General features: G+C 43.6%; 16 protein-coding genes. 10 read left to right on the forward strand and 6 right to left on the reverse strand.

Annotation, left to right across the window (positions count from 1 at the left end; all coding sequences use genetic code 11):
• Position 1 precedes the first annotated feature (1 nt).
• Positions 2 to 469 (reverse strand): SpoIVB peptidase S55 domain-containing protein, encoded by a 468-nt coding sequence (locus tag BREVNS_RS04195; RefSeq protein ID WP_483427802.1) that lies wholly within the window; start codon positions 467 to 469, stop codon positions 2 to 4.
• Positions 470 to 601: 132 nt separating this feature from the next.
• Here BREVNS_RS04195 and BREVNS_RS04200 point away from each other — a divergent pair, with 132 nt between their 5' ends.
• Genes BREVNS_RS04200 through BREVNS_RS04215 form a run of 4 tightly spaced genes read left to right on the forward strand, consistent with a single transcriptional unit; the run spans position 602 to position 3,560 of the window.
• The gene (locus BREVNS_RS04200) at positions 602 to 1,099 is read left to right on the forward strand and encodes an FKBP-type peptidyl-prolyl cis-trans isomerase (protein ID WP_483427803.1); all 498 of its coding nucleotides are present in this window, start codon (positions 602 to 604) and stop codon (positions 1,097 to 1,099) included.
• 21 nt (positions 1,100 to 1,120) lie between these two features.
• Positions 1,121 to 1,753, forward strand: a complete 633-nt coding sequence (locus tag BREVNS_RS04205; protein ID WP_483427804.1) for a DedA family protein — start codon at positions 1,121 to 1,123, stop codon at positions 1,751 to 1,753.
• 5 nt (positions 1,754 to 1,758) lie between these two features.
• Positions 1,759 to 2,454 (forward strand): phosphoribosylformylglycinamidine synthase subunit PurQ, encoded by a 696-nt coding sequence (purQ, locus tag BREVNS_RS04210; RefSeq protein ID WP_483428033.1) that lies wholly within the window; start codon positions 1,759 to 1,761, stop codon positions 2,452 to 2,454.
• The gene (locus BREVNS_RS04215; protein ID WP_483427805.1) at positions 2,436 to 3,560 is read left to right on the forward strand and encodes a pyridoxal phosphate-dependent aminotransferase; all 1,125 of its coding nucleotides are present in this window, start codon (positions 2,436 to 2,438) and stop codon (positions 3,558 to 3,560) included. The genes purQ and BREVNS_RS04215 overlap by 19 nt, the downstream gene beginning before the upstream one ends.
• On the opposite strand, the gene BREVNS_RS04220 is transcribed toward BREVNS_RS04215, so the two are convergent.
• The 5 genes from BREVNS_RS04220 to BREVNS_RS04240 all read right to left on the reverse strand — a co-directional run bounded on the left by BREVNS_RS04220 (position 3,517) and on the right by BREVNS_RS04240 (position 7,807).
• Positions 3,517 to 4,773, reverse strand: coding sequence for an ATP-binding protein (locus BREVNS_RS04220; protein WP_483427806.1), 1,257 nt, complete (start codon positions 4,771 to 4,773; stop codon positions 3,517 to 3,519). The two genes, BREVNS_RS04215 and BREVNS_RS04220, sit on opposite strands and share 44 nt — an antisense overlap.
• On the reverse strand, positions 4,770 to 5,597 hold the full coding sequence (locus BREVNS_RS04225) for an SDR family NAD(P)-dependent oxidoreductase (RefSeq protein ID WP_483427807.1): 828 nt from the start codon (positions 5,595 to 5,597) through the stop codon (positions 4,770 to 4,772). Before BREVNS_RS04225 ends, BREVNS_RS04220 begins: the two co-directional genes overlap by 4 nt.
• Positions 5,530 to 6,024 (reverse strand): tetratricopeptide repeat protein, encoded by a 495-nt coding sequence (locus BREVNS_RS04230; RefSeq protein WP_483427808.1) that lies wholly within the window; start codon positions 6,022 to 6,024, stop codon positions 5,530 to 5,532. Before BREVNS_RS04230 ends, BREVNS_RS04225 begins: the two co-directional genes overlap by 68 nt.
• Before the next feature lie 427 nt (positions 6,025 to 6,451).
• Positions 6,452 to 7,036 carry a DUF996 domain-containing protein gene (locus BREVNS_RS04235; protein WP_483427809.1) on the reverse strand — a complete coding sequence of 195 codons (585 nt, stop codon included), beginning with the start codon at positions 7,034 to 7,036 and terminating at the stop codon, positions 6,452 to 6,454.
• A 48-nt stretch (positions 7,037 to 7,084) separates the two neighbouring features.
• Complete coding sequence (locus BREVNS_RS04240; RefSeq protein ID WP_483427810.1) at positions 7,085 to 7,807, reverse strand: DUF996 domain-containing protein; 723 nt, start codon at positions 7,805 to 7,807, stop codon at positions 7,085 to 7,087.
• Between the two features lie 572 nt (positions 7,808 to 8,379).
• Between BREVNS_RS04240 and bioB the strand changes: the two genes are divergently transcribed.
• The 6 genes from bioB to bioA are packed head-to-tail and all read left to right on the forward strand — an operon-like array spanning position 8,380 to position 14,029.
• On the forward strand, positions 8,380 to 9,339 hold the full coding sequence (gene bioB, locus BREVNS_RS04245) for a biotin synthase BioB (RefSeq protein ID WP_483427811.1): 960 nt from the start codon (positions 8,380 to 8,382) through the stop codon (positions 9,337 to 9,339).
• On the forward strand, positions 9,336 to 10,034 hold the full coding sequence (gene bioD, locus BREVNS_RS04250) for a dethiobiotin synthase (protein WP_483427812.1): 699 nt from the start codon (positions 9,336 to 9,338) through the stop codon (positions 10,032 to 10,034). Before bioB ends, bioD begins: the two co-directional genes overlap by 4 nt.
• Positions 10,021 to 11,184, forward strand: a complete 1,164-nt coding sequence (locus BREVNS_RS04255; RefSeq protein ID WP_483427813.1) for an aminotransferase class I/II-fold pyridoxal phosphate-dependent enzyme — start codon at positions 10,021 to 10,023, stop codon at positions 11,182 to 11,184. The genes bioD and BREVNS_RS04255 overlap by 14 nt, the downstream gene beginning before the upstream one ends.
• On the forward strand, positions 11,163 to 11,894 hold the full coding sequence (locus BREVNS_RS04260; protein ID WP_483427814.1) for an alpha/beta fold hydrolase: 732 nt from the start codon (positions 11,163 to 11,165) through the stop codon (positions 11,892 to 11,894). The genes BREVNS_RS04255 and BREVNS_RS04260 overlap by 22 nt, the downstream gene beginning before the upstream one ends.
• Complete coding sequence (gene bioC / locus BREVNS_RS04265; RefSeq protein WP_483427815.1) at positions 11,884 to 12,696, forward strand: malonyl-ACP O-methyltransferase BioC; 813 nt, start codon at positions 11,884 to 11,886, stop codon at positions 12,694 to 12,696. Before BREVNS_RS04260 ends, bioC begins: the two co-directional genes overlap by 11 nt.
• Positions 12,680 to 14,029 (forward strand): adenosylmethionine--8-amino-7-oxononanoate transaminase, encoded by a 1,350-nt coding sequence (bioA, locus tag BREVNS_RS04270; RefSeq protein ID WP_483427816.1) that lies wholly within the window; start codon positions 12,680 to 12,682, stop codon positions 14,027 to 14,029. Before bioC ends, bioA begins: the two co-directional genes overlap by 17 nt.
• Positions 14,030 to 14,160 lie beyond the last annotated feature (131 nt).

Genomic DNA, 14,160 nt, shown 5'->3' on the forward strand with positions numbered 1-14,160 from the left:
TCTATCGCTTCCCTACCCTCTGACCAGAGGTAGAGTGAGGGAGAAAAGAGGGTGTTTCGTTTTTCCCCGGCTGGGATGGTTTTGAAGAGGGGGAGGTATTCTCTGAAGTTCTTCCTATCATGGCCTGAATAGGGGTAATCCCGCAGAGAGCCTCTTTGGAAAAAGACCAGGCGTAAGCCACAGCCCCTATCAGTTTCCCCTCTATATACACAGGGCTTCCACTCATGCCCGCCACCACACCACTCTGTTCTAACTTCTGGCCTGAGAGACGGGCTAAAATAAGCGTCTCCTCCACTGTCGTTCCCTGCATCACATCTATCACCTCAACCTCAAAAGGAACAGGATCCCAGCCCGAAAAAACCGAATACCCCGTTCCCTTCATGCCGGGACGAATCTCCGAAAGGGGCAAAACATCCAGTGCAGCCATCACATTCCAGAGGAGAAACAAAACCCATATCCACTTTTTCATACTCATATTATAGCATTTTTTAAGAAAAAAAGAAAAGAAAAAGGGGGATTTTTCTCCAAAAGGCTTTGTTTTAATTGACACATCTTTTTTCTACCTTTACAATAATTTATCTTAAAAGAAGAGGTAAGAGATATGATCCAGGAAAACAAATACGTCGAAATGGCCTACACGCTGAAGGATACAAAGGGTGTTGTGATAGATTCTTCTCCTAATTATGCCTACATTCACGGACAGGGACTCATCATCCCCGGTCTTGAAAAATACCTTGATGGCAAAAATGAGGGTGATGAACTCACCGTTACCATTCCTGCCGCAGAGGCCTATGGGGATTACAACCCGGAGTTTCGCTTTGAGGTTGAAAAATCCCAGATAGAAGGGGCTGATCGATTTGAAGAAGGCATGTTTGTGTACGGCCAGGATGGCGAACATTATCATATCTTTCGTGTGGTGGCCATTGGTCCATCCACAATCACTCTTGACGGCAACCATCCCCTTGCCGGTATGGATCTGGTCTATGAGATCAAAATTCTCAAGGTGAGAGATGCCACAAAAGAAGACTTTGATGAACTCATGGGCCATGATAGTTGTGAGGGGTGCAACTGCGACGACGACTCCTGCGATTGCCACTAAGCATAGACACACGAGGTGCGCATGCCCTGGGTATCTGAGATTGTCTCCTGGTATATGGACCACATCAATTACTGGTCCGTGTTTCTTCTGATGACTATTGAGAGTTCCTTTATCCCCTTCCCTTCCGAGGTGGTTATCCCACCGGCTGCCTATCTTGTCGCCAAAGGGACACTGAATGGATGGGGGGTCATGCTCTCCGGTACACTCGGGGCACTGGCCGGGGCTCTCATCAACTATGTCCTTGCGATTATCATTGGAAGACCAATTCTCTATGCTTTGGCTGATACAAGATGGCTCCATTTTCTTCTCATCACAAGAGAAAATGTAGAAAAAGCGGAGAAATTTTTTGTCAAATATGGCAATCTCTCCACTTTTATTGGGCGCTTTGTGCCGGCTATAAGACAACTCATTTCCGTTCCTGCCGGTCTTGCGAAAATGCCCCTGGTTCCTTTTCTCTTTTATACTTTCTTAGGGGCCGGACTCTGGAACGCGGTACTTTTTGTGTTGGGTTATCTCTTCTATCAGCAAAAAGCCTTCTTCGAAAAGTATTATCATCTCCTGACGTATGCCGTTATTGGAGGGGCTATTCTCTTTGTGGCATGGCTTGTGTATAATGGCCTGAAACCAACTAAAAAAGAGGGAGAAAAGGCATGAAGACGGTGAAATTTGGAGTGGTCGTTTTCCCGGGAACAAACTGTGATAGGGATACCTCCTGGGTGATTCAATCCGTATGCAAGAGTGAGGTGCGTTATGTATGGCATACGGAAACAGATATTTCTGATCTTGATGTGGTGATACTCGCAGGGGGATTTTCCTACGGGGATTACCTTCGGAGTGGGGCTATTGCCCATTATTCGCCTGTGATGAAAGCGGTAAAAGAACACGCCGATAGGGGCAAACTTGTCCTCGGGATATGCAATGGCTTTCAGATACTGGTAGAGAGTCATCTCCTGAAAGGGGCCTTTCTCCACAACAAAACGCAGCACTTTCTCTGTCAAAAACAGTATCTCAAGGTAGCCACCACCGATTCTCCCTTCACCATGAAGTATGCAAGGGATGAGGTAATCCAGATACCCATCGCTCATGGAGAAGGGAATTATTATCTTCCTCAGGCTGATTTAGACGAGGCTCTCACTTATGATCTTATTGCCTTCCAGTACTGTGATAAACAGGGGGTGGTAAACGAAGAGACCAATCCCAATGGGTCCACAGCAAGCATTGCCGGTATTCTCAACAGACAAAAAAACGTCTTAGGCATGATGCCTCACCCTGAACGAAGTAGCGAAGTGGAAATGGGCTCCACGGATGGCAAAAAAATCTTTGAAGGGATTCTCCAATGGATCCAGAGCGTCTAAAAAAGCTTTTGCGGCCTGAGGTTTTGTCTCTTTCTCCCTATGTGGCGGGCAAAACCCCGGCTAAAAGAAAAGGTCGTACCCTCAAATTAGCCTCAAACGAAAACCTCGTCATAGATAACCGCGAGGTGAATCGCTATCTCAAGAGAGTCCTGCAGTCCCCTTCATCTCTTGCCTATTATCCTGATTCCCATCAGCACAGGCTCAAAGAGGCCCTGGTGCAGTTTCTCTCTCAGAGCGGCTTTGTTATTTCCGAAGATCAGGTGGTATTTGGGGATGGATCCGGCGAATCTATTCAGATGGTGATGAACTCTTGTCTCTCTCCCGGGGACACGGTCGTCATCCCTGAGAAAAGTTTCAGTCTCTATAAAACCAGGGCGCTTCTTGCCGGAGCCAAGGTCATAGAAGTTCCAAGAAAGGAGTTTGCTGTCAATCTTGAGGCTCTTGTGGATGCCGTTTGTGGCTCTCGGGCCAAGCTTGTGGTCTTTTCCAATCCAGACAATCCCACTTCCACTACCCATTCTCTCAGTTCTATAGAGCGTTTTCTTTCTTCTCTTCCTGAAGAGACCCTTGTGCTTCTTGATGAGGCCTATATGCACTTTTTTGACTGGAAACAGAGCGCACTTTCTCTTCTTTCCCGTTATCCCAATCTCATCGTGATGCACACCCTCTCCAAGGCTTTTGGACTGGCGGCTCTTCGGGTAGGATATACAGTCTCTCACAGAGAACTTGCTCTTGAAATGGAAAAAACAAGACTCCCTTTCAACCTTGGACTTCTTCCCCAACAAGGGGCTTTCTACCGGCTCTCCCATCCAGAAGCGGTCTGGAAAAGTGTTTCGATTATCCAGAGAGAGCGAGAAAAACTTGTGGCTTTTCTGAGGGAACAGGGGCTTTTTGTCCTGCCGGCGGGTGGGAATTTTGTCTTCTGTGACTTCGGACCCTCCTACCACTCTCTCTTAGAAGGGTTAGAATCCCATGGGATAACCGTGCGATCACTCGGTTCCTTTGGTTTTGAGCCTCATTTTGTTCGAATTACCGTGGCCTCGCCAAAGGATATGAACTATTTCAAACGGTTTTTTCTTTCTGTTCGAGAGGAAGTTCGACGGTAAAGGTACTCCCCTTGCCTTTTTCACTTTGGACAGAGATTTTCCCCCCATGACGAAGAACCAAGCTTTTCACAATGGCCAAGCCAAGACCTGTTCCCCCTGTCTGTCGAGAGCGGGATTTATCTACTACATAAAACCTGTCAAAAAGGTACGGAAGATCCTTCTCCCCGATCCCGATACCTGTATCCTGACAGCTCATAGACAGCCACCCATCCTTTGCAGAAACAGAAAGAATCACCTCACCGACATCCGTATAACGAAGAGCATTTTCCACTAAGTTAACAAGAATCTCCTCAAGGGCCACAGGATCAGCCTCAATCAGGGGGATATCCTTTGAGACTTCTACCGCAAAACGAAGACCCTTTTCCTCAAAACGGGGAGAAAAAATAGCCTGAATCCTTCTCACGATATCCTTCACATGGCATTTTTCCAAAGAGAGAGGCCCCAGCTCAAAACGATTGAGAGAAAGCAGATCCTGAGAAAGCCTCACTAAACGGGAAACATGCTGAGCAATAATCTCAAAGCCTCTTCTCTGTTTCTCCGTAAGAGTAGGCTCCATGAGTTCTAAATACCCTTGAATGGCCGTAAGAGGCGTTTTGAGTTCATGGGCCGCATAGGCAATAAACTCTTTCTCTCTCTCTTCTCTTTTGATTTCCTCTGTCCTCTCAAGAAACATGACCAAGAACCGATTTTCCATCAGGGGGGAAACAAAAAGGCTATAGTACCTCTCCCGAATAGGAATTGGCTCACTCTGTCCCTCTCCCTGTTGCAAAAGATGTTCCAACGCTCTCATCAAAGGATAGGATGGAATCTCCCAGCAAAATCCCTTGGCCTCAAAATTTTTCTGAAACGCCGTATTGGTGAAGAAAAGTTTCCCATGAGTATCGGTGAGCATCACAGGAAAAGGAAGAGCCTCAATAATCTCATGCCACTTTTCAAGTTCTTTTTGAAGAGAAGCCTGGGTTCTTGCCGCCTCTCGAAGAAGATTTTTCCAGGCAAAAATCTCTTCATCAAACTCACGAAGCCAGCCTTCTTTTTTTCCTGATCCTTCTTTCAAAACCGACCGAAACAAAAAGAAAAATCCAGCCGTCCAGAGTGTCTGGATAAGTATCAGAACCAAAAAAGCCAGGGGGCTTATCAAGCCGAAAAGCACACACAAGGCTACACTGGCACCCTGTCCAAGCCAGCCCAAAAAAAACCACCAGAAAAGGCTCATGGGTTCTGCTCTGCAAAAGGCTTCAAAAAGAGTTTGGCTATCCCTGACCGCCAACCCGCTGGCACAAGTCCAAGAAGAAAGGCCAAAAAGCTATTTCCACTACTCGCATAGATAATAGGCTTCCGTTTCAAGATACGGGGAAGCACATACGAAGCCACCTTCTCCACCTCAAGCCCAAGAGAGGCAGAAATCTTGAGGTAGCGTTCATTCCCTATCCCCGCTCCTGTATCAAAGCCTGTTCGCATATAGCCAGGAAGAAGGCAAATCACCGTGATTCCCTTGTGTTTCCACTCTCGAAAGAGAGCCCTTGAAAAGTGGAGCACATAACTCTTGGTGGCACTATAAACGGAAAAATAGGGGGTGGGTATCATACCAACAAGGGAGCTCACATTTACAATGATCCCCTGCTGCATTTTTGGTCCAAAGCGATGACAGAGAAGGGTGAGCGCTTCTATATTCAGATAGAGAAGATGGTGAATATCCATTTCCGACTGATGCTCAAAACACCCAAAAAGTCCTCTCCCTGCATTATTGATAAGAATGTCCGGCCAGAGTTGTTCTCTCTTGCACCATTGCCAGAGAGTATCAACTCCTTCAGGCTTAGAGAGATCCACGGCAATCGTATGAACATCCACCTGGTAGGTCTCTCGAAGAGAATGGGCCATCTCATCTAAAATCTCTTTGCGTCTTGCGGCAAGAACAAGGGAAAGCCCTCTTTTTGCACACTCAAAAGCTAGGGCCTTGCCAAGTCCCTGACTACTCCCCGTGATAAGCACCCACCGGGGTTTCCACTGTTTCTGGATAGAAGATCTGTTGATAGGCAAGGAGAACCTCCTCTGCTTTTTCATATTCCCCACGGGCCATATGATGGATAGATAAACGACTCGCAATGGCCATCCCCTCAAACATGTCATAGTTCATAGGGTGGGCTATCATATTCTCATAGGATTTTTTTGCCTCTTCGTATTCTCCGGCATCCTGAACAATCTCCTCAAAGGTTCGCGGTCTGCGCATATCAGGATACTGTTCAAAGAGAAGCTTGAGATATATCTGATACTCTTCATCTGCCTTTTCATATTCCCCGAGTTGGAGATATACATAGGTGAGCATCTCATGCACTTTGAGATTCGTAGGGTTGGTCTCTGCTAAGGCTAAAAATTTTTTGAGTGCCTGTTTGTACTTTTTCTTGTGGTAAAGTTCCACAGCCTCATAGGTAATATCACGATACTCCTCAAAGGTACGAATAGCCATAACGCCTCCCTTTTTTCTTGTCGGAAAAAACAAAAAAAAGTTGAGACCCCTGCACAAGTGTTTTCTTCCCCTGTTTGGGTCAGGGGCTGCGCCCCTCTTCCCCGTTTTTTCTGTTTACAAGGGCTCATTTGTCTTTTTTATTCAACAAGAAAGTATCATTTATTATAGCAAGGAATATTTTTATACTATTTTTCGTTTTTTATTACTTTTATGAGACCTTTGCACGAATGTGCAAAGGTCTCACGTTGAGATGCTTCCTTCTGTTTGATACCTCTCAAAAGTTCTCTTTTCGTCTCTCTTTCCAAAAATCGTTGGCTATCACCCTCTTTCAGCAAACCGGCTGAAACAAGGTGATAACCCGCTCCCTTTTGGTTACAAAAAAGTCTCCATATCCCTTCGGATATGGAGACTTGAAGAGTCTTCTCTTCTACTCCCCTGGAAGAGAGAAAAACGCAATGGTATAGAGAAGCCACCCTATCCAGGCAAGCAGGATCCCCACACCAATAATGGCAAGCCATCCTCCCCAGAAGAAAAGAACACCAGCCGTCTTGAACGAGGCATTTCCCGCGTGACTTTCAAGGAAAAGAGACACCTTTTGCATTCTGACTCCATAGACAACAGCGAGTGCCCATCCAGCCAACAAGAAAAGGATAACCAGGAGAACAAAAACTATACCACTTCCTGTAGAGAGAAGAGAAAAAAGAGTATCTATTCCCCTTGGACCCATGCCTCTTCCCATTCCCATACCTAACGTTCCCCATACCGTACCCATCCAGGCAATTCCCAATACTCCTCCGATGACACTCAGCAGCACTCCACCAATGATAGGGATAAGAAACGCCCAGAGCGCCTCATTGAAAAGAGTGGCATCCGATTTCTCCTGAGAGAGCTGATACATCCCGATCAAAAAAAGCACAACACCTACAATCCCTACCCACCTGACACCCGGAACAACGGCAAGAAGAATCAACAAGCTCCCCACGGCTAACATCATCTTTGTGTTACTTTTCATTCTTTACCTCCTTTTCAGGTTTTCACCTTTTCTCACAACCCAATTCTTTTACTTCCCTTCCCCTTCTGAAGTTATCTTCTGAAAAGACCCAAGAGAAAAGAGAATCCATCCTACCATCATGACTATCTCTCCAACAAAGGGCAAAAGGCTAAGCCATCCTCCCCAGAAAAACCATTTTCCTGCCACCTTGAAAAGAGAAACTCCTGTGTGAGAAGAAAGACTCTCAGAAATCTTTCTCATCTGCCACATAGGAATAACCGCAATGGCCACAACCACCAAAAGGGCTATTATCATCCCAAAGGCAGAGAAAGGATACGCCAAAGACACAAAAAACATCTGCATATCGGATTCCATACTTATGCCTAACCCCAGGAAAAGCGAAAAAAGCACAAACAAAACGACAAACCACCCCCCGAATATCCCCCATCCAATAAGAGGAACTAAAAAAAGCATCCAGGCTCGCTCAAAGATAAACTCATCTTTGTATCTCTTTGCCAAGAGGGCTATGCCAATCAAAAACAAGATAAAAGCAACGAACAAAAGGACCCAGAGAAATACATTCACACTCAAAAAAGGAACCTTTATCTTTTCCCACCACAAAGCCACCTGATTAAGCCACATATCTATATCACTAGAAAAAACATTTATGGTTTCAGAAACAAAACGTCCAAAGATAAAACCCATGACAACCGTAAAAATATCCACCCCTACCCTCTGGAGAACAAACAAGAGACCGGCTATTCCAGCGACTATTGACACCCTCCTTTTCATATAACCCCTCCTTAAGACTTTCCTCACGCATAGTATAAAAGGAGATTTTCTTTTGTCAAGTAGATCGGAGATATTTCGTACTCTCTCCATCACACAGGACAGCGGGGAGAAGGGATCTCCCCGCTTCCCTTGAGCTGAAACAAAGTCACAGCCATTCATCACCAAGACACTTTGAAAAAAAATCACCCATAGCCTCTCCTTTTCAAAGAAACTTATTCCCAGACAACCCTTCTTTCCTCTCCATGTGGAAAGACATAGCAAGGATAGGGGTGAACAAATCAAAAAATATATGAGAACCTTGCACGGGTATTTTCTGTCCCTGTTTGGGTCAGGGGCTACGCCCCTCTTCCCCGTTTTTTCTGTTTACAAAGGCTTATTTGTCTTTTTTTATCTAAAAAATAGGCTTGTTTATTATGGAAAGGAATATTTTTATACTACTTTCTGTTTTTTATTACCTTCTTGAGACCTTTGCACATTCGTGCAAAGGTCTCTATATGTAAACCAAAAAATAAAAAAGTTGACTTATTTTCTCTTTGTCTTTATACTCTATTCCAAATCAAGGAGAGAGAAGCATGCACAACTGGCTTTCCACATTAGCTGAAAAAGTGCTTTCTGGCTATCAGATTTCCTTTCATGAAGCTCTGGAACTCTACGAGATTGAAAAGGACCTCTTATTTCAAACAGCTAACCATATCCGTGAGAAGGCATGTGGCAAAAAAGTCTCCCTCTGCTCTATTCTCAATGCAAAAAGTGGAAGATGCGAAGAAAATTGTGCCTACTGTGCCCAATCAGGCCATTATTCCACACAGGTCAAAGAATATCCCCTCATAGAGAGCCCACAAGCCCTTCTTTCTGCTTTAGAGCATGAAAAAGCCGGCATACACCGATTTTCTCTTGTTACCAGTGGGTATGCTCTCACGGGAGAGGATTTTGAAAAGATTCTCAAGACCTATTCTCTTCTCCGAAAGAAAACCTCTCTTTCCCTCTGTGCCTCGTTAGGTTGTCTCTCCTATGAAGAACTCAAAGCACTCAAAAAAGCAGGTGTCAGTATGTATCACCACAATATAGAAACAAGCCCTCAATTTTTCCCTGCTATCTGCTCAACCCATACCTTTGAAGAAAGAATAAAAACCATTGAGGCAGCCAAGAAAGCAGGATTAGAGGTGTGTAGCGGGGGTATTTTAGGTATGGGGGAAAGCCGGGAAGATAGAATAGAAATGGCCTTCGTTCTTCGTTCCCTTGGGATAAAGTCTATCCCCATCAATATCCTCCTCCCCATCAAAGGGACCCCATTAGAAAATACCCCCCTCCTTTCCGAGGAAGAAATCTATCGTACGATGGCTATTTATAGATTTATTTTCCCAAAAGCTCATCTTCGCATAGCGGGAGGAAGTCTGCGCTTAGAAAAGGGAAAAGTTTACCACCTCGGCATCAATGCTGCGCTTGTCGGAAATCTCCTCACCACGGTAGGAACAAAGATAGAAGAAGAAAAATCTCTCATCAAAAGAGCAGGCCTGGAGATTACTTCATGAAAGGCATTTTTATAACAGGCACAGGCACCGATGTAGGAAAGACTTTTATTGCAGCAGGCATTCTTTACCATTTACAAAAAAAGCATATACGTGCAGGATATTTTAAACCCATTGCTACAGGTGGAACAGGTGATATGTTATATGTAGCTCAAATACTTGGAGATGCCTCTTTAGTCCACAATTGCTACGCGTTCGAAAATCCTGTTTCCCCGCATCTTGCCGCAAAAAAAGAAAACAAACCAATCCTTCTTGAACCTATTCTCGCGTATTTTGAGACTCTAACAAAGCAGTACGATTTTCTCGTCGTAGAAGGGACTGGCGGTGTAGCCGTCCCTATAGATGATGCGGGAACTCTCATGGTCGATGTAATACAAAAAACAAATCTCCCCACCGTTCTGGTGGGATTGGCGGGACTCGGTACCATAAACCATTCACTCCTCTCCATTCATTTTTTGAAAAGCTACACCATCCATGTACGGTGTATTGTCCTCAACATGGGGAAAAAAACAGAAATAGAGGAAGAAAACCAGCGAATAATCCAGCATCTAAGTAATATTCCGGTATCAGGCATTCTTCCATTTTACTCCGGCATTAATAAGCCGTTGAAAGCTCAACAATTCATACAAGAAAATGCAGATATATTTGAAAACATTCTCCATTCCCTGGAAAGGAGGAAAAACCATGTTTTCTTATGATGAGATGTTTACGTTACACCTCAACTCCCTTGAAACGAAACATCTCCGAAGAAAACTCATCACAGTAGATTCACCACAAGATAAATTTCTCTTCTTTCATAAGAAAAAGTATCTTTCTTTTGGTTCTAATAGTTATTTAGGAATCGCCCAACACCCCCAACTTCTCAAAAGCGGTAGGAAGGCTCTCCAAAAATGGGGTACAGGTAGTGGGGGTTCCCGTCTCATCACAGGGAATTATTCCATTCATGAGGAATTAGAAAGAAAAATAGCTTCTCTCAAGGGTCAGGAAGATGCCTTGGTATTCCCCAGTGGTTTTCAAACCAATGTATCCGTATTGAACGCCATCTTGAATAACGAATGGATTGTCTTTTGTGATAGGTTGAACCATGCTTCCTTACTTGATGGTATCCGGTTCTCCGGGGCTAAAATAATCCTCTATAAACACATAGACATGAACGATCTCGAAGAAAAGGCCAAGAAATTTTCAGGTCAAAAAGGCATCATTATTACCGATGGTGTGTTCAGTATGGATGGAGACATAGCCCCACTTCATCATATTGTTGAGATCGCTCATAAATATGGTTTTCTAACAATGGTAGATGATGCCCATGGTACTGGCATTCTCGGAGATGATGGAGGTGGCAGTTCTTCATTCTGGTGTGTAAAGGGTCTCATAGACATTGAAATGGGAACATTCTCAAAAGCCTTTGCCAGTGAGGGAGGATTTGTGGCTGCCCGCAAACCTATCATTGAGTATCTCAGACATATGGCCAGAGGATTCATGTTCTCTACTGCTCTACCTCCACACGTAGCAGCTATTTCTTTGAAAGCCATTGAAATCAGCCAAAAAGAACCCTGGAGACGGGAAAAACTCCTCACTCTCTCTCAAAAGTTGCGTCAGAGGTTAAAGATAAGAGGGTGGAAAGTATTTGATGACATCACTCCGATCATACCCCTTCTTTTATCAAGCCCACAAGAAGCCCTTGATCTTGCTTCCTTTCTTCGAGAAAAAGGCATCTTTGTCCCTGCTATACGTCCCCCTGCTGTAAAACAAAGTCGTCTCCGTATTTCTTTGATGGCTACTCATACAGAAGAAGACCTCGATCGGCTTGTAGAGGAGTTGGATGCATGGAAAAACAAATCTCTCTGAGAAAAGTCTTCTTTCTTCCTGGTTGGGGGTTTTCTGAAAAGATATACAAAACCCTTTTTCTTTCCCCATGGGAGTGGTATATTCCTATGATATGGGATTGTCATTCTCCAGAAACTATAGAAAAGCAGGTTTATCATGCTTTTTTATCGTCCAGAGCATCAATAGTTTGTGGCTATTCTCTGGGGAGTTTACTTGCTTTAGACCTTGCTGCTCATTTTCCATCTATTTCGGATATCGTCTTGATATCTCCTACAGCTCGTTTTACCAGAGAAGACAAAACAGGATTTTCCTCAAGGATATTGGACAGAATGCAAAAAAAACTTCTCTATGCTCCCTATACCGTGTTAGAAGATTTTCTCTGGCAATGTATCGCACCAGAAGAAAAAGATATTGCAAAATACCTTCTTGCCAGAAAAAAGCAAGTGTTTCTCTCACCATTCACTCCCTTTCTTCATTCTGGCTTAGAGGCCCTGAAGATATGGGACAAAAGAAACCTTCTCTCTCACATCAAAGGAAGAGTATGGATTTTGAGTGGTACCTCCGATAAAATTTGTCCTGTTATCATGAGTCAAGAAATTATGACTCTTGTATCCCATTCAAAAATAAAAAAATACGAAGGCGCAGGACATTTGCTTTTTTTATCTCACCCACAATTTCAAAAAGACTGGCAAGAGATATGGCATCATATAGGAGAAAGATATGATAGATAAGAAGCTTATGGCAAAACGATTTTCTCTTCATGCTTTTCACTATGATAAATACGCCACCATCCAATGGAATATGGCTCAGAAACTTCTTTCCTTCTGCCCTTCTCATCTCGAAACAAAATCATCTCTTCTTGAAATTGGGTGTGGGACAGGCCGACTCACAGAAAAGATAGCCCAACGTTTTCCGAATAGCTCCATCCTCGCTATAGACATAGCCGAAGGAATGATTAAGGTCGCTCAGCAAAGATGTCATGGACTACCGATTACTTTTCGCTGTATGGATGCGGAGAAACTCCAAACAAACCAGAAATTTGATCTCATTATTTCCAATGCCACCTTTCAATGGATCGAAGATTTACCATCGTTCTTTCAAAAACTTTACAACTTGCTAAAGCCAGGCGGGGTATTGCTTTTTTCTCTCTTTTTGTCTGGAACACTTTCTTCCCTCCGACATGCCTATCAGGAAGTTTCTTTTCTCCTTTACGGCACAAGAAAAAAAGTTCAGGGAGTCACACTCCCCACATATCATGATATAAAACAAGCCCTGGAAAATACTTTCAAAGAAAAACCATTCCTTCTAACAAAAGAATGTTTGACTCCGTTCTATCCAGATTTTCATTCTCTCATCCACGCCTTTTCTAAAATTGGGGCCTCAGGTCAATATGGGGAACAGGCCTCAGCTGTTTTTCTCAAACATCTGAAAAATTTCTATGAAGAACATTATCACACTCCTCATGGACTGCCAGCTGAATACGAGATACTTTACGCAGGTATAAGGAGGTTAAAGGATGAATTCCTGGCATGAGCGAGATGTCCGTGTTATCTGGCATCCGTGCACACAAATGAAAGATCATGAAATCTATCCTCCCATTGTTATTCAAAAAGGAAAAGGTGTTTGGCTGTATGATACATCGGGAAAGAAATATCTTGATGCTATTTCCAGTTGGTGGGTAAATATTTTTGGACATACAAGAGGAGAAATTGTAAAAGCTATATCACACCACGCAAAAAAACTTGAACACGTTATCTTTTCTCATTTCTCGCACATTCCCGCTATAAAACTCGCCGAAAGAATAGTAGAGAAAGCCCCTCCGGGCCTGCGAAAGGTTTTTTTCTCAGATAATGGTTCCACTGCTATCGAAGTGGCTTTGAAGATGTCTTTCCAGTATCATCAACAACAGGGACAGAATCAAAAAAAACTTTTTGTGAAACTGAAGGATGCTTATCACGGTGAAACCATAGGGGCACTCTCAACCAGTGACCTTGACCTCTACAAAAAAATATTTCATCCTTTGCTTTTTCCAACTCTTACCGTAGAAGGCCCTGATTGTTTTCGTTGTCCATATCAGCAACACAGAGAGACATGTCAAGCTGAATGTTTCGAAAAGATGGAAAAAACTATCCTCTCCTCCCACAACCAGATAGCAGCTGTTATCATAGAGCCGTTAGTTCAGGCTGCCGCTGGTATGAAAATATATCCTCCTCTTTACCTCAAAAAACTCAGAAAAATAACCGAAACCTACAACATTCACCTCATTGCCGATGAAGTAGCAGTAGGCTTTGGAAGAACTGGAACCTTTTTTGCCTGTGAACAGGCGGAAATATCCCCAGATTTTCTTTGCCTTTCAAAGGGAATCACGGGGGGGTTTTTACCCCTTGGACTCACCCTTACCACAGAAGACATATACCAGGCTTTTTATGCTGAATACGAAAAACAAAAAGCCTTCATGCATAGCCATAGCTATACAGGCAATCCTCTTGCCTGCGCTGCTGCTCTTGCCACGCTTGACCTCTTTGAAAAAACACAGGCCCTTCGTGTAAATAAAGAAAAAGCTTTCTTTTTATCCAATAAGGTTGCATCTTCTGGTCTGCTGGATCTTCCAATGGTGGGAGAATATCGACAAGTAGGAATGATAGGAGCTATAGAGCTTGTAGCCGACAAAAAAACAAAAAAACCTTTCCCATGGCAACAACGTACTGGATATCAGATATATCGCAAAGCACTGGAACTTGGTCTTCTTCTTCGTCCCTTAGGAGATGTTTTGTATTTTATGCCACCTTATGTTATATCTCCAAAAGAAATAGAATTTATGGTTGATAAATCTATAGAAGCCATGGAAAAATTTTTCTTTTCCTAATGACAGAATGAGACCCTTGCACAGGGGCTTTCTTGTCCTTTTTAGGTCAGGGGCTATGCCCCTGAAACCCCGTTTTGTCTGTTTAACAGGGGCTTATTTGTCTTTTTTATTCAAAAAAATAGGATTATTAA

This window comes from Longinema margulisiae (assembly GCF_025266855.1).
GTDB lineage: Bacteria > Spirochaetota > Brevinematia > Brevinematales > Thermospiraceae > Thermospira.